This is a genomic window from Arthrobacter sp. S39 (genome assembly GCF_004320525.1).
GTDB lineage: Bacteria > Actinomycetota > Actinomycetes > Actinomycetales > Micrococcaceae > Arthrobacter.
In genome coordinates, this window is record NZ_SIHX01000014.1 from 1 (window position 1) to 19,194 (window position 19,194).

The following is a 19,194-nucleotide window of genomic DNA, read 5'->3' on the forward strand; positions in this document are numbered from 1 at the left end:
TGCCCTGTTCCCTGATCAGCGAATCCAGGGACTCAACCCACTCGGCGGTCTCTTCCGGATCACGATCAGGCAGCTGGTTAGTCAACCCGCTGAGGATATGGGAGGTATCTTCTCCTGCAGCCACGTCAGCCTCGTTTCATCTTTGAATGTTGGGCTCTTGTTTTCGTATTGTGAGAAAACAATTTTGCCATTCGAGATTATCGAGAGGGTAGGGCCGCGGTCAACATGACCAGCGCGCCCCCGGCCAACCCGCGTCACGCGCTGCCCTGCGGACCGTTTGTGACCGCCACCCGAGCCGCCGGACCTTGACCCGGGGTGATCCAGCTCATACCCTTATTTCACTATTCAATAACTTCATTTCGCGATGTGGAATAACAGCAAGGTTCGATCAGGCTCACCACCGCGGAAAACCCAGAACTGGAGATCCAGATGCATACGACTCCACCAGTCGGCGTCGAACCGGCTCCCGCCCCGCCAGCGTTGTCGGGCAAGCCGATCCACCCTGCCTCGGGCATCGACGCCCTGTGCGACACAGCAAGCACCGCCGCCGGCCAGGCCATCAGCCCCACCCTCTACAACGTGGACCTCGCCCCGACGAAGCGGCAGGGCCGCCGCTGGACCGGGTACAGCATCTTCACCCTGTGGGCGAATGACGTGCACAGCCTCGGTAACTACGCGTTCGCCGTCGGCCTCTTCTCGTTGGGCCTTGGCGGCTGGCAGATCCTTGCAGCCCTCGCCATCGGCGCCGTCCTGCTCTTTGCGCTGCTCAGCTTCTCCGGGTTTATGGGCCAAAAGACCGGTGTGCCGTTCCCGGTCATGAGCCGGATCAGCTTCGGCATCCGGGGAGCCCAGCTTGCCAGCCTCCTGCGCGGCGCCGTGGCCGTTGCCTGGTTCGGCATCCAGACCTTCCTTGCCTCGGTGGTTCTGCGGGTCATGCTCGTGGCCATGGTTCCCTCGCTGCATGAACTGGACACCAACTCCATCCTCGGCCTGTCCACGCTGGGCTGGATCGCCTTCGTTTCACTCTGGATCGTTCAGCTGGTGATCGTCAGCTTCGGGATGGAAATGATCCGCAAGTATGAGGCGTTCGCCGGACCCGTCATTCTCATCACCATGGTGCTGCTCGCAGCCTGGGTCTTCATCGAGGCCAAGGGCGCCATCCAGTGGACGGGCATCCGCGGGCTCGAAGGCGGCGAAATGTGGCGGACCATCTTCGCCGGCGGCGCGCTATGGGTATCCATCTACGGCACGTTCGTGCTGAACTTCTGCGACTTCACCCGCTCGGCCGTGTCTAAAAAGTCGATCGTCCGGGGCAACTTCTGGGGCATCCCCATCAACATGCTGCTGTTCGGCGCCATTGTTGTGGTCCTCGCCGGCGGGCAGTACAAGATCAACGGCACCATCATCGAAACGCCGTCCGACATCGTGGAGAGCATCCCGAACACGCTGTTCCTGGTCCTCGCATGCCTCGCCATCCTGATCCTGACCATCGCCGTGAACCTGATGGCCAATTTCGTGGCCCCTGTCTACGCCCTGACCAACCTGTTCCCCAAACGCCTCGACTTCCGGAAAGCCGCCTGGGTCAGCGGCACCATCGGCCTGGTCATCCTGCCGTGGAACCTCTACAACAATCCGCTGGTGATTGTGTACTTCCTCGGCGGGCTCGGGGCCCTGCTGGGACCGCTGTTCGGCGTGGTCATGGCCGACTACTGGCTGCTCCGCCGCGGCAAGGTCAACGTCCCCGAGTTGTACAGCGAAAGCCCGTCCGGAGCGTACTTCTACACAAAGGGCGTCAATCCCAAGGCGATTATCGCGCTGCTGCCCGCGTCCGCCGTCGCGATCCTTATCGCTTTCGTCCCGGCCCTGGAACCCGCGGCGCCGTTTGCCTGGTTCTTTGGCGCCGGCCTGGCCGCCCTGACGTACTACCTGATCGCTGACCGCACACAGCAGTTCGACGACGTCGACGGCGAGGCCATCGCCGTGGCCAGCACGCACTGACACGCACACCCACGCCACGAACCACGGAGAGATTATGCGCATCCTCGTTGCCAACGTGAACACCACCCAGTCCATGACCGATTCCATCGCCGCCCAGGCACGGAGCATCGCCGCGCCTGGAACGGAGATTGTGGGGCTAACGCCCAGGTTCGGCGCGGATTCCTGCGAGGGAAACTTCGAAAGCTACCTGGCAGCGATCGCCGTGATGGACCGGGTGGCCGCCTACCCGGAACCGTTCGACGCCGTCATCCAGGCGGGCTACGGCGAACACGGCCGGGAGGGCCTGCAGGAACTCCTGGACGTGCCCGTCGTCGACATCACCGAGGCGGCCGCGTCCACGGCCATGTTCCTGGGCCACAAATATTCAGTGATCACCACCCTGGACCGGGCGGTGCCGCTGATCGAGGACCGCCTGAAGCTGGCAGGCCTCGACGCGAGATGTGCGTCCGTGCGGGCGAGCGGAATGGCGGTCCTGGAGCTCGAGGAGGAGCCGGAGCGGGCGGTCGAAGCCATCATCGAGCAGGCGCTGATCGCGGTCCGGGACGACAAGGCGGAGGTTATTGTCCTGGGCTGCGGCGGCATGGCCGGGCTGGACGAGGAGATCCGGCGGCGGGCGGGCGTACCCGTGGTGGACGGCGTGGCCTCGGCGGTGACCATCGCCGAAGGCCTGGTCCGCATGGGGCTGTCCACCTCCAAGGTCCGCACCTACGCGGCACCGCGGCCGAAGACTGTCATAGGCTGGCCCTTGTCCGCCGCGGCTGCGGTACCCGAGGGTGCGCGCTGACGGCAACCCCCTTGTTGAAAGGCACGTCCATGACTGACTCCAGCCCGTCCGCAGACTCCCGGGTCGCCGTCGTCACCGGGGCCGGATCCGGCATCGGCCGGGCGGTGGCCCGGCTGATGCTGGCCGACGGCTACCGGGTGGCCCTGGCCGGACGGCGGGAAGCGCAGCTCCTCGAAACGGCGGACGGACACCCGAACGCGCTGGCGGTGCCCTGCGACGTCACGGCGCCCGACGACGTCGAGCGGCTTTTCGAGGCCGCCCGCCTGCGGTGGGGGAGAGTGGATGTGCTCTTCAACAACGCCGGCGTCTTCGGGCCAGCCGCCTCCGTCGACGAGATCAGCCTGGCCGACTGGAACGCCACGGTGGCCGTGAACCTCACGGGCTCCATGCTCTGCGCTGCAGCCGCGGTCCGGGCCATGAAAGCCCAGCAGCCGCAGGGCGGCCGGATCATCAACAACGGCTCCATTTCGGCGCACTCACCCCGGCCGCGGACCGTGGCCTACGCCGTGACCAAACATGCCATGACCGGGCTGACCAAGAGCATCGAATTGGACGGCCGCGGTTTTGGCATCACCTGCGGCCAGATCGACATTGGCAACACCGCCACGGACATCATGGACACCATCGGGGTGGGCACGGGAGCCCTCCAGGCCGACGGCAGCCGCCGCGTCGAGCCCATGTTCCCCGTGGACGACGCCGCCCGCGCCGTCCTGCTGATGGCCGGCATGCCGGCGTCGGCCAGCGTGGGTTCCGTCGTTATTACCGCCGCGGGCATGCCCTTCATCGGCCGCGGCTAGCGGCAGCACCCTGACTTTCCGCTGCGTATCCGGACGCCCGCCCGGGGGTTCCCCCTGTCCGATGGCCGGATTCACAGCGGCTTTTGGCGCGCCTCCACGGATCCAGATTATTTCGCAATGTGGAAATTGATTTTCCTCTTGCGGAATTATGTGACCGGGGTTACGTTGGAAACAGACCCCGATCTCCGGGGCTGTTCCCGATTGATAGGTACAGATCAATGAAGATCCCAGATTCCGCGGCGCTGAAGGCGAGTTCGGCCCCGCAGAAGAAGAAGCCCCTGTATAGGTCGCTCTTCTTCCAAATTCTGATCGCCGTCGTGGCAGGTGTTCTTATCGGACATTTCTGGCCGGACCTCGGCTCGCAGCTGAGGCCGCTCGGTGATGGTTTCATCCAGCTCATCAAAATGATCATCGCGCCGCTGATTTTCCTGGTGATCGTCACCGGCATCTCAGCCGTAGGCGACGTCAAGGCGGTCGGAAGGGTCGGAGTCAAAGCCCTTCTGTACTTCACCGCGGCCACGCTCTTCGCGCTGGTCTTCGGCCTGATCGTAGGCAACATCGTCCAGCCCGGTGCCGGGCTGAACATCGATCCCAACACCCTCTCCCAGGAAGCGCTGACCGCGAAGACCGGCACGACGCCGCCCAAGGACGCGGCCCACTTCATCCTGGACATCATCCCCACCAGCGTCATCGGCGCTTTCGCGAACAACAGCCTCCTGCAGGTCCTGTTCTTCTCGGTGTTCTTCGGTGCGGCCATCGTGGTCATCGGCCGTGAGCGCTGCATGCCGGTCATCAGCCTCATGGACACCATCCTGGAGCTCATCTTCAAGATCATGTCCTGGATCATGAAGGTGGCACCGATCGGTGCGTTCGGTGCCATGGCGTTCATCATCGGCCAGTACGGGCTCGGAACCCTCAGCACGTATGCGAAGCTCATCGCCGCCTGCTACGGCGCGGCAATCGTCTTCATCGCCCTGCTGTTCCTCGTGGCCTGGAGCTTCGCCCGGGTTCCGCTGTGGCAGTTCCTGAAGTACACCCGTGAAGAGTTCCTGTTGGCCCTCGGCACCGCCTCCACGGAGGCCGTGATGCCGCGCATCATGACCAAGCTGACCAACGCCGGCTGCTCACGTGCAACAACGGGCCTCGTGGTCCCGACGGGCTACTCCTTCAACCTCGACGGCGCCGCGATCTACCTTTCCATTTCGCTGCTCTTCCTGGCCCAGGCCTTCGGGCACAACCTGGACCTCGGCCAGCAGCTGGCCGCACTCGGTGTGCTGCTGCTGACGTCCAAGGGCATGGCCGGCGTTCCCGGGTCATCGTTCCTGGCACTCTCCGCCACCGCCGCCGCCCTCGGCATCTTCCCGGTGGCCGGCGTCGCACTCCTCCTCGGCGCTGACCGGCTCATGGACTCCATGCGCGTGGTGGTCAACCTGCTGGGCAACTGCGTCGCCACTTTCGTGGTCTCCAAGTGGGAAGGCCAGTTCGACCGCAGCGTCATGGTCCGGGCGTTCCGCGGCGAGATCACCAACCATGACTCCGCCATCATGCTCGGCGTGGAGGACGACTTCGAGGACCAGGAACTGGAACGGATCAGCGGCGGCCAGGAGCCGTCCCCCAAGTTCCGCGGCGGCCCCAACCCGGGCGACATCCCCGGTTTCCAGATGAGCCGGCCTGCCGGCTCGCACGCCGCCCCGGCGCAGGAGAGCACTGCACCCGCAGTCCACGACTAGCGGCGGCCCCCAGCCAGCCACCGCCCGACCGTGCAGGCCCCGTCCCGGAACACACCGGGGCGGGGCCTGCGCGTTTCAGCGTCACGGGCCAGGAGCCTCGCCTAGGATCGGCTTATGACCGCAAACAGGGGACTTGCACTTTTCCGCTTTTGGTTCGCGCTGCTGGGTTTCGTGGCAGTGCTGTTCCAGTTCCTGCACCTGATGCAGAACGTTCCGGGCGCCAAGGCCGGAAACTACTTCAGCTACTTCACCATCGAGTCCAACATCATCGCCTTCGTCACGCTGGGCATCGCCGGCTGGTTTGCCTGGAAGGGGGAGAGTCCACGCTGGCTGGAACTGCTCCGCGGGGCCGCCACCGTGTACATGACCATCACGGGAATCACGTACAGCCTCCTGCTCAGCGACATCGACGTGAACACCCCCATCCCGTGGATCAACGTGGTGCTGCACTACACCGTGCCCACCATTATCGTCATCGACTGGCTTGTGGACCTGCCCAAGACGCGGATCTCCATCAGGACCTCGCTGCTGTGGCTGGCGTTTCCCCTGCTGTACCTGGTCTACAGCCTGGTCCGCGGCCCCATCGTGGACTGGTACCCCTACCCGTTCCTGGATCCGCGGAGCAGCGGATACGGCACAGTGGCGGTAATGTCGGTGCTGATCGCGGTGGCTGCTTTCGCATTTGCCGTCGTTGCCGCGTTGTCCACCAAACTCCAGGACACCGTCCCGCACCCTGCCACGGCGCCAGCCACCGGGCGGCACCGGGTTCCGATCGAAACACCCTAGGCCAACGGGTCAGAGCGGCAGGAGGGCGGACAAATCCGCCCTCAGGCCGGACGCCTCCACCCGGCCCGCCGCGACGGCGTCTGCCCAGCTCAACTGTCCGGTGACCATGCCCAGCCAGGTGGCGGCGTCGCACTCAATCACATTGGGTGGCGTCCCGCGCGTGTGCCGCGGGCCTTCCACGCACTGGGTGACGCCGAACGGCGGCACCCGGACTTCCACCGAGTTGCCCGGAGCCCGGGCCGTGACCTCCTCCAGCGTGTACCGCACGGCGGTGGCGGTGACGGCGCGGGGGACCGGAACGTCCGACGGCGTGGCCGCACCTTCGCGCCATGCGGCCAGTGCCGCTGTGCCTTCTTCGATGCCAATACGACGGCGCGCTACAGCCATACGGACGGCCTCCTTCAGAATGGGGTTGGGAAAAGGGTCAGTCCAGGAGCGCCGAGACGGCCGGCCCCAGCCGGATCCGGCCGACGGGCCGGCCACCGCCCAGTACGGGTTCGACTACTTTTTCCAGGACGCTGGAGACGCCCGGGATGTCTACAGCCCCGGCCGCGGCGAGCATTGTCAGGCCCACCAGGGAGGTGGCCCTCAGGTTTCCGTCCAGCATCTTGAGGGCCACCGCAACACCCTGCGGGGTGGCCATCACCAGCACGCCTTCCGCGCCGATCTTGGCGATGATCCCCAGTTCGTCCATCACGATGGTGTTGGCCTCGCCCCGGCCCTGCACGGCCCACGGGTAGTCCAGCATGGAGGTGGCAACGGTGGCGGCCCTGGCATTGGAGTTCTTGTCACCGGGTGCTTTGGCCAGCAGGGAAAAAGCGCGGGCAAGGCCGGTCAGCGAGACAGCGGCCACCGGAGCCCCGCAGCCGTCGATGCCCAGGTGGGCGATCTGTTCGCCGGTGTACTCCTCGATGACGCTGCGGACGCGCTGCTGCAGCGGATGGTTGGGTTCGAGGTAGCTGTGCGTGTCCCAGCCGTTCTCCGTGCAGGCCCACAGGAACGCAGCGTGTTTTCCGGAGCAGTTGAAGGCCAGCCTGGACTTGCCGCGCTCGGACCGGACCAGCCAGTTGCGGGCGGTCTCGTCCTGCGGCCACGCGGCCGGGCACTGGAGCTGGTCCTCCCGGACGCCCGCGGCCTTGAGCATCCCCTCCACCACGTCCATGTGGTCCAGGGACCCCACGTGGCTGGCGCAGGCAATCGCCACCTGCGCGCCGCGCAGCGGGACGCCGGCCTGCATGGACGCCAGGGCCTGCAATGGCTTGAGCGCTGACCGTGCGTAGATGGGGGTGGTGACATCGCCAAGCTCGGTCACCACGGTGCCGTCGGCCGCCAGGAGGACAGCCGAGCCGATGTGCCGGGACTCCACAAAGCCGCTTCGTTCGACGACGGCCAGTTCGACGGCGGAGTCCACAGTGAAGGTGGCATGCGGGTTGTGCGGCATAGTGCCAGTCTAGGGGCCGGGCAGGGGATTGCCGGGCTACTCCACGGTGACCATGACCGACTGCCAGCCCGACGCGCCGTCGGGTACGGGCTCGGCGCGCTGGTCCGTCTGGACCTCGCCGGTGCCGTCCGTGGCGCGGACTTTGATGTAGTGCGGGCCGGGGGTGGCGTCCCATTCGAAGGACCACTGCCGCCACGTGATGACGGAGGCCTCGGCGGACAGCGTGGCCTCGGCCCAGTCCGCGTTGTCGATCTGGACCTCCACCTTGGTGATGCCGCGGGTCTGGGCCCAGGCGGTGCCTCCGATGGCCGTCCGGCCGGCGGGAACCTTGGCGAACGACTTGGGGACCTCCACCCGGGCCATGGTCTTGATGGGGCCGCGCTCGGACCAGCCACGCTCCGTCCAGTACGCCTTGCTGTCGGCGAAACGCGTGACCTCGAGGTCCACTACCCACTTGGTGGCGGAAACGAATCCGTACAGGCCCGGGACCACCATGCGCACCGGATAGCCGTGCTCCAGCGGCAGCGGCTCACCGTTCATGCCGATCGCCAGCATCGCGTCGCGGTCGTCCTGCAGCACCTCCAGCGGCGTGGAGGCGCTGAAGCCGTCGATCGACGTCGAGAGCACCATGTCCGCGCCGTCCTTGGGGCGCGCCCGCTTAAGGACTTCGCGGATGGGCAGCCCCAGCCATTTGGCGTTGCCGGCGAGGTTTCCGCCCACAGGATTGGAGACACAGGTGAGCGTGACGTGCGATTCGATGAGGTCGGCGTCGAGCAGGTCCTGGAACGTGAGGCGGACTTCCTCCTCGACCAGGCCATGGACCCGGAGTTCCCAGTCGTCGGCGTTGATTTCCGGAACGCTGAGGGCCGTGTCAATCCGGTAGAAGTCGCCGTTGGCGGTGACCCAGGGGGTCACGCCGGCCACGGGTGACTGGACGCCGCCAGGCACTGCCGCAGCAGCCTTAACCGGCGAGGGCAGTGTGAGGGATTCGCGGGCCTGCGCGATGTTGCTGCGGGCGGCGCTGAGGAGCCGGCCGCCGGTGGCTGCGATTCCTGCGGCCGCCGCGGTGATCCCCGCCGCGGCGAAGAACCTGCGTCGGCTTGTGGCGGGACGCTCCGGTTCCTTTGCCGCGGTGTCTGCCGGGGCATCGGGCCAGGCCCTGGTCCGCCACAGCGGAGCTATCAGGAGGCGAAGCACCACCAGTCCGGCCAGCGTTCCGAGGACGGTGGGGATGGCATCCAGGGGCTTGACGCTTGCCCGTGTGACCACGCTGGCCACGATCACCGTCCCCATCAGCAGCACCCCGGCCACGCCGAGGGCCCACCTGCGGAAAGCCACCACACCCAGCACGCAGGCGAGCAGGGAGATGGTCAGGCCCATCCCGACAAACAGCGCAGCCTTGTCATTGGTGCCGAACGTGGCGATGGCGAAGTCCTTCATCCACGGCGGCGTGAAGTCGATGAACGTCGACCCCAAGGCGATCACCGGGGTGGCCCGCGCCGTAAAGAACGCACCGATCAGTTCTGCGACGGCAAGCACGACGGCGGCCGCCACCACACCGGCCAGCGCGGCCATGGCGGTTGGACCCTTGAGCCACTTCATCAGCTTCTTCATGCCACTGGTTCGTAGCGGACGGCCTGGGGGATTGTTCCGGGGGCGGCCGGGGGCCGAGACAGCTTAGGAGCCAGCCGGGTTCACAAAGTACCCTTGAAGATTGTGAAGGTACTCGTCATCGGCCCCGGAGGCCGCGAACACGCCATTGTCCGCTCCCTGCTCGCCGACCCCAACGTGTCCGAGGTCCACGCAGCTCCCGGCAACGCCGGCATCAGCAAGCTGGTCCCCACCCACAACATCAACGGTAATGATCCAGACGCCGTCGCGGCCCTGGCAATCAAGCTGGCCGTCGACCTGGTGGTGGTGGGCCCCGAAGCGCCACTCGCCGCCGGCGTGTCCGACGCCGTCAGGGAAGCCGGCATTCCGGTGTTCGGTCCCAGCAAGGCCGCAGCCCAGCTGGAGGCCTCCAAAGCGTTCGCCAAGGAGATCATGGCTGAGGCCGGTGTGCCTACTGCGATGGCCATGGTGGCAACGAATGCCGAGGAAGCAGCGTCCGCCCTGGACACCTTCGGCGCACCCTACGTGGTGAAGGACGACGGCCTCGCCGCCGGCAAGGGCGTGGTGGTCACCAAGAACCGCGACGAAGCCCTCGCGCATGCCCAGACCTGCTTCGACGCCGGCGGCACCGTGGTGATCGAGGAATTCCTGGACGGCCCCGAGGTTTCCCTCTTTGTCCTGTGCGACGGCCGCAACACAGTGGCGCTGTCCCCGGCGCAGGACTTCAAGCGCATCTTCGACAACGACGAGGGCCCCAACACCGGCGGCATGGGCGCTTACACCCCGCTGGAGTGGGCACCAGAAGGCCTGGTGCAGGAAGTCATCGACCGCGTGGCCCAGCCCACGGTCAACGAGATGGCGCACCGCGGTACCCCGTTTGTGGGTGTGCTGTTTGTGGGCCTGGCCCTGACGTCCCGCGGAACCCGCGTCATCGAATTCAACGTCCGCTTCGGCGATCCCGAAACGCAGGCCGTCCTGGCCCGGCTCAAGACCCCCCTCGGCGCGCTGCTGCTGGCAGCCGCCAAGGGCGAACTGGACAACGCGGAAGAGCTGCGCTGGTCCAAGGACACCGCTGTCGCCGTCGTTGTGGCCTCCGAGAACTACCCGGACACGCCCCGCACCGGCGACCGCATCCGGGGACTGAAGAAGGTGGACGAGCTCGACGGCGTACACGTGATCCACGCGGGCACCACGTTCGACGACGAAGGCAAGGTGGTCTCCGCAGGCGGCCGCGTGCTCGCCGTGGTTGCACTCGGCAGCGACCTCGTGGAGGCCCGTGAGAGGGCGTACGACGGCGTGGAACTGGTTCAGCTGGAAGGCTCCCAGTTCCGGACGGACATCGGCCGCAAGGCCGCCCGCGGCGAGATCAAGGTGTCGTCCAGCGCCACCGGATCCCTGCCCGTGACGAAGGCGAAGGCATAGCATGACCGAGAATTCCCCGCAGGAAGCGGACCAGAAGCGCGGCCTGAGCACGGCCACCCTGGATCTGCCGGGATGGACGCACGTCTACTCCGGCAAGGTCCGTGACCTCTACGAGCCCACCGATGAGTCCATCCGCGAACAGGTGGGCCAGGACTGCGTCCTGGTGGTGGCCAGCGACCGCATCAGCGCCTATGACCACGTCCTGACCAGCGAGATCCCGGACAAGGGCCGGATTCTCACCCAGCTCAGCCTGTGGTGGTTCGACCAGCTGGGCGTGGAGCACCACGTGCTGGCGTCCACCGTGGAAGGCGGGGTTCCCGCTGCGGTGGAGGGCCGCGCCATGATCTGCAAGAAGCTGGATATGTTCCCGGTGGAATGCATCGCCCGCGGCTACCTCACCGGGTCCGGGCTGCTGGAGTACAAGGCGTCCGGCACGGTGTGCGCCATCCCGCTGCCGGAGGGCCTGGTGGACGGGTCGCGCCTGGAGCACGCCATCTTCACGCCGTCGGCCAAGGCCGAGGTGGGCGAACACGATGCCAACATCACCTACGACGCCGTTGTTGGCATGGTGGGCGATGACATCGCGGGCCGGCTGAGCGAGCTGACCCTGAAGATCTACACCGCCGCGGAGGAGATCGCCCGCGAACGCGGCATCATCCTGGCTGACACGAAGGTGGAGTTTGGCTACGACGTCGTGTCCGGAGGCATCGTCCTCGGTGACGAGGTCCTCACCCCGGATTCCTCCCGCTTCTGGGATGCGGCCACATACCAGCCCGGCCAGGCGCAGCCGTCCTATGACAAGCAGTACGTCCGGGACTGGCTCACGTCAGCCGAATCGGGCTGGGACCGCGCCTCGGACGTGCCCCCGCCCGCGCTGCCGGCAGACGTTGTTGACCGCACCCGCAGCCGCTACGTCGAGGCCTATGAGAAGCTCACAGGCCGGACCTTCGCCTAGAGCGTTGGCGGTGGGCCCGGCTCCGGCCGGGCCCGCCGCTGTTTAACGGGCCTTTGGCTAGCTGGCCTGGGCCTTGCTGGCTTTCGCGGCCCGCTGCTGCGCCAGCCTGATCTCCAGCACCGCATCGAGTGCCTGCTGGACGCGGTCCGAGGCGCCGGCCGCGCTGAAGGCTTTCTGCGCTTCCTCCAGGTAGACCAGGGCTTCCTCGGACTCGCCGGCTGCTTTCAGTGACTTGCCCAGGAGCAGGGAGACCTCGCCGGCGGTGTGCTTGGCCAGGGCGTCTGATTCTGCGTGGATCTCTTGGAGCTTGTTGATGGCGGCCACGATGTCGCCGGTGAGGTAGAGCCAGCGGGCGCGGATGAAGGCCACTTCCAGCTGGTCTGTTTTGTTGCCGCCCACGATGGACAGGGCCAATTCGGCACGTTCAATGGAGGACAGCGTTTCCGGCTCCACGATCCCGGAGGAGAGGCGCACCGCGGCGGAAGCCTTGTTGAACCGCGCCCAGAGTTCGATGTCGTTGGCGGGGGAGAGCATCCTGGCGGCGCGCTCGTGGTACTTGATGCCCTCGGCGTAGTCATGCCGCATAAACGCCACGTTGCCGATCACCCAGGCCACCTCGCCTGCGAGCTGGGACATCGAGTGCTCGTCCACCTGGTCGTTCATGTCCTGGCAGAACTTCCAGGCCTCGTCCAGCCGTCCGCTCTCGGCCAGGGCTCCGATCAGGGCCCGGTGGGCGCCGATGATCAGGGTGGATCCCTTGGGCAGCTTCGCGCAGAGCTTCACGGCCTCCATGGCGTGGTCCACGGCGGTGCTCAGCTGGCCCTGCCCCTGGCAGATGCCGGCGAGCATCTGGCGGGCGCGCACGCCCAGGCCCACTGACTCGGTGGCCATGGGGTGCTCCAGCAGGTGCTGCATGATCTTCTGGCATTCCTGCCAGTTGCCCTGCTTGATCAGGCACTCGGCCTGCATGTAGGTCATGTTCCACCAGGCGCTGGTGTTTTTGCCCTCAAGGGCTATCTGCGCGGCCGTGGCAGCGTGTGTGGCGGCGAGCGGGTAATCCCGAAGGTCCCAGGCCTGGCGTGCGTAGAGTCCGGCGAGGACGTACTCGGCGTCGCTGACCGAGATGGGTTGGCTCCAGGCTTCCAACGCCTTGGGCGCCAGTTCCAGCCTTCGGGCCAGCTCCTCGATGACTTCGGCGGTGGGTTCCCTCCGGCCGGTCTCAAGAAGGGAGATATAGCTGGGGGAATACAGGTCCTTGCCCAGTTCAGCCTGTGTCAGCCCACGTTCGAGACGCTCCGCCCGGAGCTTCTCCCCGAATCCGTTGCCCACGGGATTTCCTCCTAATTCCGGACAGTCTTTGTACTCAATGCTTGACAGTCCCTGTGGAAAACATTTTACAATGTATGTCAACAAGGACAGTGCTGACTTTGTAACGAATCCGACTCGTATTGAGGAACTTATATGTTGAAGAAGATTGCAGCCGCAGCCGTTCTGGCTGGGGCCCTGGCGTTTTCTGCGGCGGCTCCGGCCGTCCTGTCTGCAGGTTCCATCGCTGATACCACCGGTGTATCTGTAGCAGTAGGTAACTGGCCCGATCCGATGTCCAAGAAAGTCAAGGACACCAAGGACAGTGACACCACTTACACCACGTACGTTGGCAACTGGCCAGACCCGATGTAATCACTCCTCACCAAAGGAGGCGAGGCCCCGGATCATGCGAACCATGGTCCGGGGCCATTCCTTTGCCCGGATTACGGCGTGACCGTTGCCAAAATGTTATCTTCCCGCTTGGTCGGCTTTGATGGGGCGACTCGCGCAGTCCCAATATTTGTGACAAGCGGCGGCAATTTGCTGTCATGTGGAAGCACAAAAGAGGGCCTCCCCTGGGGGAGACCCTCTTTGTTTGGTCGGGATGACAGGATTTGAACCTGCGACCTCTTCGTCCCGAACGAAGCGCGCTACCAAGCTGCGCTACATCCCGATCCGCTGCAAAAGCAACTTTACAAGAATAGCCGATCCGGGGTCCGGATGCGAAATCGGGCTGCGGGCTATCCTCTCAGCGGCCGCGCCGGCGGCGTCGTGCGGAGGCGTCCGCGCTGGCGGGGAGGCGCTCTGCCAGGACCGGCAACGAATCGTGGCGGCCCCGCTCCACGTGCGCGGAGGCCAGGGCGGCGGCCAGGGCGGGCTGGCCTGCGGCGATGGCCTGCACCAGTTCGGCATGCTCCTGCCACATCTTTGGGGTGTCACGCTCCGGCGTCAGGCGGAAGAGCCAGCGCACGCGTCCGTTCATCAGGCCTGTCATACGCCGGAGCAGGTGGTGGTCCGCGAGCTTGACGATTTCCTCGTGCAGGTCCGAGTTGCGGCCTGATGCGTGGGCCCCGGTCACGCCGGTGCGGGCAGATTCCAGGGCCTCCAGGAGGGCGGCCGGGTCGGCGCCTTCGGCTACCCGCCGCGCGGCGAATGACGCGGCCAGGGGTTCGAGCTGGAGCCGGAGGTCAAAGACCTCCTGGGCGTCACGGTACGTGAAGGAATGGACGACGGCGCCACGGCGCGGCTCCGTGGAGATGAAGCCCTCGGCCTCCAGCAGCGGCAGTGCTTCGCGCAGGGGAATGCGGGACACTTCCAGGTCTGCGGCAAGTTCCCGTTCGTTGAGCTTTCCGCCGGCCGGGAGCTGGCCGGAGATGATCCTCTCGCGCAGCACCTCCGCGACGCGCTCGGACAACGGCTCCGCGGGGAGTTCAGTTGCGCCGTTTTCCATCTCATCTGCCATGGGGTTCAGGCTATCCCAGCAGTGACCACCCGAATGCCCGCGCACCGCATGGCGCGAACGTACAGTTGAGGCCCGGCAACCGAGGCCTCAACTGTACGTTCGCGCCGAAGGCAGCTCAGACCAGGGAGTCCTTCCAAGCGCCGTGCAGTTCGGCGAACCGCCCGCCGCCGCCGATCAGGTCCGCCGGGGTGCCGTCCTCGACCACGCGGCCGTCGTGGACCACCAGCACGCGGTCGGCAGTTTCAACGGTGGAGAGCCGGTGCGCGATGATCAGCGCCGTGCGGCCGCCACCTGCCGCAGCGGAACCCGGGGCACCTGCTCCACTGCCGGCGTCGGCCGTTGCCTGCAGGAGCCGCGCCAGTCCGTTCTGGACAAGCCGCTCGGACGGGATGTCCAGCGAGGAGGTGGCCTCGTCCAGGATCAGCACCGCCGGCCGGGCCAGGAACGCCCGGGCGAAGCTGATGAGCTGGCGCTGGCCGGAGGAGACGCGGCCGCCGCGCTTGTTGACGTCGGTGTCGTAGCCTTCGGGCAGCTCAGTAATGAACTCGTGGGCTCCGACGGCCTTGGCAGCTTCTTCGATCTCCTCGCGGGAGGCCTCGGGCCGGCCCAGGGCGATGTTGTCCGCCACGGAGCCGCTGAACAGGAATGCCTCCTGGGTGACCATCACGATGTTCCGGCGCAGGTCCGTGGTGCTGAGGCTGCGGAGGTCCACGCCGTCCAGGGTGAGTGAACCGGCGGAGACGTCGTAGAAACGGGCGATCAGCTTGGCCAGGGTGGACTTGCCGGCACCCGTCTGGCCCACCAGTGCCACTGTCTGGCCGGCGGGGATGTGCAGGTCCATGGTGGGGATGACCACGGGGCCGTCGCCATAGCGGAACTCCACACCCGTGAAGTCGACCGTGCCCCTGGCGTCCCGCAGCGCCACCGCGTTCTTGGGCGGACGGACGGTGGGAATCTCCTCCAGCAGGCCGGACACCTTCTCCAGGGCAGCCTGGGCGCTCTGGAAGGAGTTGTAGAACATGGCCATCTGGTCCACCGGCTGGAAAAAGCGCTTGGTGGACAGGATAAGGGCCAGGAGCACACCCACGGCGAGGTCTCCGCCCAGGACCCGGAACCCGCCGAACAGCAGGACCGCCGCCACGCAGATGTTGCCGATCAGCACCAGGCCGGGCTGGAAGATGCCGTTGAGGTTGATGGAGCGGACGGTGACCCGCCGGTAGTCCTCGGAGAGCTGGCCGTACTGGTCAGCGTTTTCGCGTTCCTTGCGGAAGGCCTTCACGGCGCGGATCCCGGTCATGGTCTCCACGAAGTGCACGATCAGCCGGGCCGACACCACCCGGGATTCACGGAACGCGATCTGCGAATGCTTCTGGTACCAGCGCGAGAGGAAGTACATCGGCACACCGGCGGCCAGCACAATCAGCCCGCTCCGCCAGTCCAGTGCGAACACCGTGACGGCGGTGAAGACCATAAAGAGCATGCCCGAGGCCAGGGAACTTACGCCCGAATCGAGGAGTTCGCGCAACGCCTCCAGGTCCGAGGTCTGCCGCGCGATGATCCGGCCCGAGGTGTACTTTTCGTGGAATTCGAGGCTTAGGCGCTGCGTGTGCCGGAAGACCCGCACCCGGAGGTCCAGGAGCATCGCCTGGCTTAGCCGGGCGGTGGAGGTGACGTAAAGGGCCGTCAGCCCGGCCGTGGCGACGGCTGCCGCCAGGTAGCCGACTCCGGTGAGCACCAGCGGGAGGTTGTCGCCTGCCTGCAGCGCCGGTAGGGCGTGGTCGATGCCGAAGGCGATCAGCGCCGGCCCGGCCACCCGCGCGGCCTGGGACAGGACCACGGTGGCGATGGTCAGCCAGAACCTGAGCCGCACCGGACGGATCAGGGACCCCAGCAGGGCGAGCGACCGCCGTCGTACGGCTTTGCTGTCGCTCTTGCTGAGGTGGGCGTTGTCCTCGTTGGCCGTGCCGAAGGTTGCGGTGCTCATCGGATGGTTTCCTTTGCCTCGGCGTCGGCCGCTTCCTCAAGCTCCGACAGTTCCGAATCCAGGTCCCGGGGTTCCTGGTCCAGGCTGGCGATGACGTAGCGGTAGTGCGGGTTTTCCGCCAGCAGTTCCGTGTGGGTTCCGACGGCGGTGATGTGCCCGTCCTCGAGCAGGGCCACGCGGTCCGCCAGCGCCACGGTGGACGGCCGGTGCGCGACGATCAGGGTGGTGGTGTCCTTCAGCACCGAACGGAGCCGGTTTTCCACGAGCTCCTCCGTGTGCACGTCCAGGGCGGACAGCGGATCGTCGAGCACCAGGACGCGGGGCCGGGCGGCGATGGCCCGCGCCAGGGCGATCCGCTGGCGTTGCCCGCCGGACAGGCTCAGGCCTTCTTCGCCGATCAGGGTTTCCACCCCCTCGGGAAGTGAATAGGCGAAGTGGGCCTGGGCTACGTCCAGGGCCTCGTCCAACGCTTCCTCGGTCTTGTCCTGCGCGCCGAGCAGCACGTTGTCCCGGACGGAATTGGAGAACAGGGTGGTGTCCTCGAACGCGACACCCACCACCCGGCGGAGCTCCTCGACGTCGAACTCGCGCAGGTCCACACCGTCGATGGTGATGGAACCGTCCGTGACGTCGTACAGCCGGGGGACGAGCTGGATGAGTGCGCTCTTGCCGCTTCCCGTAATGCCCACCAGGGCCATGGTTTCGCCCGGCCGCACCTCCAGGCTGATCTCCTTGAGGATGGGCTTGTCCGGTGCGTCCTCGAAGGCAAAGGTGGCGTTGTCGAACCGCAGGGTGCCGCGCAGCTGGGAGGGCCGGCGGGGCTCGGGGGGACTGGTGATGGTGTTGGCCGAGTCCATGACTTCGAAGTGACGGTCGACGGCGGTCTTGGCGGTCAGTGCCATCGCCAGCAGCATGCCGGAGAACTCCACAGGCGAGGCGATGACGGCGGCGGTGGCGAAGAAGGCCACCAGGGCGCCGATGCTCAGCTGGCCGCTGGCGCACAGCATGACGCCCACCACCAGCCCCGCGCCCAGGGCGAGCTCGGGCAGCAGGGTGACCACCATGGTGAACGTGGCCTGGTGCCGGGCTTTGGAGATCTCTGTCTGGCGAAGTTCCTCGGCCTGCTCATTGAAGCTCTCCAGGGCCTCGCGGCTGCGGCCGAACGCCTTCAGGACGCGGATGCCGTGGACCGATTCCTCCACGGTGGTGGCGAGGTCGCCGGCCTGGTCCTGGCTGCGCCGGGCCACCTTGCTGAAGCGGGTCCGGAACCGGAAGCCGTACGCCATGATGGGTACCGCCGCGGCCAGGAAGATCAGGGCCAGCTGCCAGCTCATCGAGAACATGACTGCGATGCCGATGACCACGGTGAGGGTGGTGACCACCAGCATGATGGCACCGAAGGCCATCCAGCGGCGCAGGAAATTCAGGTCGGTCATGGCACGGGAGAGCAGCTGGCCGGACCCCCACCGGTCGTGGAAGGACACGGTCAGGTCCTGGAGGTGCCCGTACAGGGAGACCCGCATCCGGGTTTCCACGGTGGTGGCCGGGTTGATGACAAACTGCCGGCGGAGGGCCACGAGCACCGCCTCGGCGATGCCGAGGACCAGGATAATGATGGCGGCAACCCAGACGGAGTCCGGGGCGCCGCCGGCCTGGAGCGAGTCATTGATCAGGACCCGGAGCACCTGGGGGATGGTCAGCGCCACAACGCTGGCAAAGAGTGCACAGAGGAGCCCCATGATAAGCCGGGGGATGATCGGCCTGACGTGAGGATAAAGACGGCTGATGGATCTGAAAAATGAAGTCTGCTTGGCCATGCCCGCTTCTCAAGCTCTAAAACGAAGGTAGTTTCCCGTAGCAACTACCTTATGCCATGGGGTGATTCGATTCACAGCATTCCGCGGCACCGGGCGTGATTGTCCAGTTATCGCGATCCGCAATGAGCGGGAGGGGCGGGGAAGCCTATTCGCGGGCGGTGAGCGTCAGCAGGACGGCTTCGGGCTTGCAGGCGATCCTGATGGGGGCGAAGCGGGAGGTGCCGATGCCGCCTGAGACGTTGACCGGCGTCGTGGATCCGTTGCTCTCCCAGTTGTTGAGGCCCTTGGCCCGCCACGTTGGGAGGTCGCAGTTGGAAATCAGGGCCCCGTAGCCGGGGATGCAGAGTTGTCCGCCGTGGGTGTGTCCGGCCAGGAGCAGGTCCGCGCCGTCTTCGGTGAAGTGGTCCAGGACCCGCTGGTAGGGGGCGTGGATGACGGCCACGCGGAGGTGCGGGTTCTCGTCCTGGCCCCTGGTTCCGCGCGGCCAGCCCGCGTAGCGTTCACGGTTCAGGTGCGGATCGTCCACGCCGGAGAAGTCGAACCGCATCCCGCGCAGGACCAACGACTGGTTGCGGTTGGTCAGGTCCACCCAGCCGCCCATGCCGAAGCCGGCACGCAGCCGCGGCCAGTCCAGTTCGGTGGCTTCACGCTTCAGTTTGGACGGGCCCAGCAGGTACGTCGCCGGATTCTTGAAGCTGGGTCCGTAGTAGTCGTTGGAGCCGGGGACAAAGACGCCGGGAAATTCCAGCAGCGGCCGGAGCGCCGCCAGCAGCGGGTCAATGGCCTTGACGTGGCTGAGGTTGTCCCCGGTGTTGACCACGAGGTCCGGCTTCAGCGAGGCCAGGGACTGCAGCCACGCCGCCTTGGTGTCCTGGCCGGGAACAAAGTGGATGTCGCTCAGGTGCAGGATGGTGAACGGCTGCTGGCCGGCAGGGAGGATGGGCAGGGTTTCCTCGCGCAGGACAAACTGGTTCTTCTCCCACAACCCGTATCCGACGGCGGCAAGTCCGGCCGCGGCTCCGGCGGCAGTGGTGACGGCGAAGCCGCGCCCGATGTTCCGGACGCGGCTGGCCACTGCAGGGCTGACTGCCATCGGTAG

16 protein-coding genes and 1 tRNA gene are annotated in these 19,194 nt (G+C 66.3%); 8 read left to right on the top strand and 9 right to left on the bottom strand.

The genetic code is table 11. The annotated features are described in order from the left end of the window. Window positions 1-429: 429 nt before the first annotated feature. The 5 genes from EYS21_RS20225 to EYS21_RS20245 all read left to right on the top strand — a co-directional run bounded on the left by EYS21_RS20225 (window position 430) and on the right by EYS21_RS20245 (window position 6,095). Entirely contained in the window at window positions 430-1,998 is a 1,569-nt protein-coding gene (locus EYS21_RS20225; RefSeq protein WP_131135040.1) for an NCS1 family nucleobase:cation symporter-1, read from the top strand. Window positions 1,999-2,032: 34 nt separating this feature from the next. Continuing rightward, window positions 2,033-2,782, top strand: coding sequence for an aspartate/glutamate racemase family protein (locus tag EYS21_RS20230; protein WP_131135041.1), 750 nt, complete (start codon window positions 2,033-2,035; stop codon window positions 2,780-2,782). Window positions 2,783-2,811: 29 nt separating this feature from the next. After that, a complete protein-coding gene (locus EYS21_RS20235) occupies window positions 2,812-3,579 on the top strand; it encodes an SDR family oxidoreductase (protein ID WP_131135042.1) in 768 nt (255 codons plus the stop codon). Window positions 3,580-3,797: 218 nt separating this feature from the next. Next, window positions 3,798-5,309 (top strand): C4-dicarboxylate transporter DctA, encoded by a 1,512-nt coding sequence (gene dctA, locus EYS21_RS20240; RefSeq protein WP_131135043.1) that lies wholly within the window; start codon window positions 3,798-3,800, stop codon window positions 5,307-5,309. Window positions 5,310-5,423: 114 nt separating this feature from the next. After that, window positions 5,424-6,095 carry a Pr6Pr family membrane protein gene (locus EYS21_RS20245; protein WP_131135044.1) on the top strand — a complete coding sequence of 224 codons (672 nt, stop codon included), beginning with the start codon at window positions 5,424-5,426 and terminating at the stop codon, window positions 6,093-6,095. A 9-nt stretch (window positions 6,096-6,104) separates the two neighbouring features. Here EYS21_RS20245 and EYS21_RS20250 read toward each other — a convergent pair whose 3' ends face one another. Genes EYS21_RS20250 through EYS21_RS20260 form a run of 3 tightly spaced genes read right to left on the bottom strand, consistent with a single transcriptional unit; the run spans window position 6,105 to window position 9,150 of the window. Further along, window positions 6,105-6,482: a sterol carrier family protein gene (locus EYS21_RS20250; RefSeq protein ID WP_131135045.1), complete on the bottom strand. Its 378-nt coding sequence runs from the start codon at window positions 6,480-6,482 to the stop codon at window positions 6,105-6,107. A gap of 37 nt (window positions 6,483-6,519) precedes the next feature. Next, a complete protein-coding gene (locus EYS21_RS20255) occupies window positions 6,520-7,536 on the bottom strand; it encodes an asparaginase (protein WP_131135046.1) in 1,017 nt (338 codons plus the stop codon). A gap of 36 nt (window positions 7,537-7,572) precedes the next feature. Then, a complete protein-coding gene (locus EYS21_RS20260; RefSeq protein WP_131135047.1) occupies window positions 7,573-9,150 on the bottom strand; it encodes a molybdopterin-dependent oxidoreductase in 1,578 nt (525 codons plus the stop codon). 102 nt (window positions 9,151-9,252) lie between these two features. On the opposite strand from EYS21_RS20260, the gene purD reads away from it, so the two are divergent. Beyond that, on the top strand, window positions 9,253-10,569 hold the full coding sequence (gene purD / locus EYS21_RS20265) for a phosphoribosylamine--glycine ligase (protein ID WP_131135112.1): 1,317 nt from the start codon (window positions 9,253-9,255) through the stop codon (window positions 10,567-10,569). Window position 10,570: 1 nt separating this feature from the next. Then, complete coding sequence (locus EYS21_RS20270) at window positions 10,571-11,524, top strand: phosphoribosylaminoimidazolesuccinocarboxamide synthase (protein ID WP_131135048.1); 954 nt, start codon at window positions 10,571-10,573, stop codon at window positions 11,522-11,524. A gap of 57 nt (window positions 11,525-11,581) precedes the next feature. Here EYS21_RS20270 and EYS21_RS20275 read toward each other — a convergent pair whose 3' ends face one another. Beyond that, complete coding sequence (locus EYS21_RS20275; RefSeq protein WP_131135049.1) at window positions 11,582-12,853, bottom strand: helix-turn-helix transcriptional regulator; 1,272 nt, start codon at window positions 12,851-12,853, stop codon at window positions 11,582-11,584. A 132-nt stretch (window positions 12,854-12,985) separates the two neighbouring features. Here EYS21_RS20275 and EYS21_RS20280 point away from each other — a divergent pair, with 132 nt between their 5' ends. Continuing rightward, window positions 12,986-13,204, top strand: a complete 219-nt coding sequence (locus EYS21_RS20280) for a hypothetical protein (RefSeq protein WP_131135050.1) — start codon at window positions 12,986-12,988, stop codon at window positions 13,202-13,204. Between the two features lie 224 nt (window positions 13,205-13,428). Here EYS21_RS20280 and EYS21_RS20285 read toward each other — a convergent pair. The 5 genes from EYS21_RS20285 to EYS21_RS20305 all read right to left on the bottom strand — a co-directional run bounded on the left by EYS21_RS20285 (window position 13,429) and on the right by EYS21_RS20305 (window position 19,188). After that, a tRNA-Pro gene (locus EYS21_RS20285) sits at window positions 13,429-13,505 on the bottom strand. Window positions 13,506-13,580: 75 nt separating this feature from the next. Next, the gene (locus tag EYS21_RS20290; protein WP_131135051.1) at window positions 13,581-14,294 is read right to left on the bottom strand and encodes a GntR family transcriptional regulator; all 714 of its coding nucleotides are present in this window, start codon (window positions 14,292-14,294) and stop codon (window positions 13,581-13,583) included. A gap of 115 nt (window positions 14,295-14,409) precedes the next feature. Further along, window positions 14,410-16,278, bottom strand: coding sequence for an ABC transporter ATP-binding protein (locus tag EYS21_RS20295; protein ID WP_131135052.1), 1,869 nt, complete (start codon window positions 16,276-16,278; stop codon window positions 14,410-14,412). Beyond that, window positions 16,275-18,095 carry an ABC transporter ATP-binding protein gene (locus EYS21_RS20300; RefSeq protein ID WP_131135053.1) on the bottom strand — a complete coding sequence of 607 codons (1,821 nt, stop codon included), beginning with the start codon at window positions 18,093-18,095 and terminating at the stop codon, window positions 16,275-16,277. Before EYS21_RS20300 ends, EYS21_RS20295 begins: the two co-directional genes overlap by 4 nt. 145 nt (window positions 18,096-18,240) lie before the next feature. Then, the gene (locus tag EYS21_RS20305) at window positions 18,241-19,188 is read right to left on the bottom strand and encodes a metallophosphoesterase (RefSeq protein WP_131135054.1); all 948 of its coding nucleotides are present in this window, start codon (window positions 19,186-19,188) and stop codon (window positions 18,241-18,243) included. Window positions 19,189-19,194: the final 6 nt, after the last annotated feature.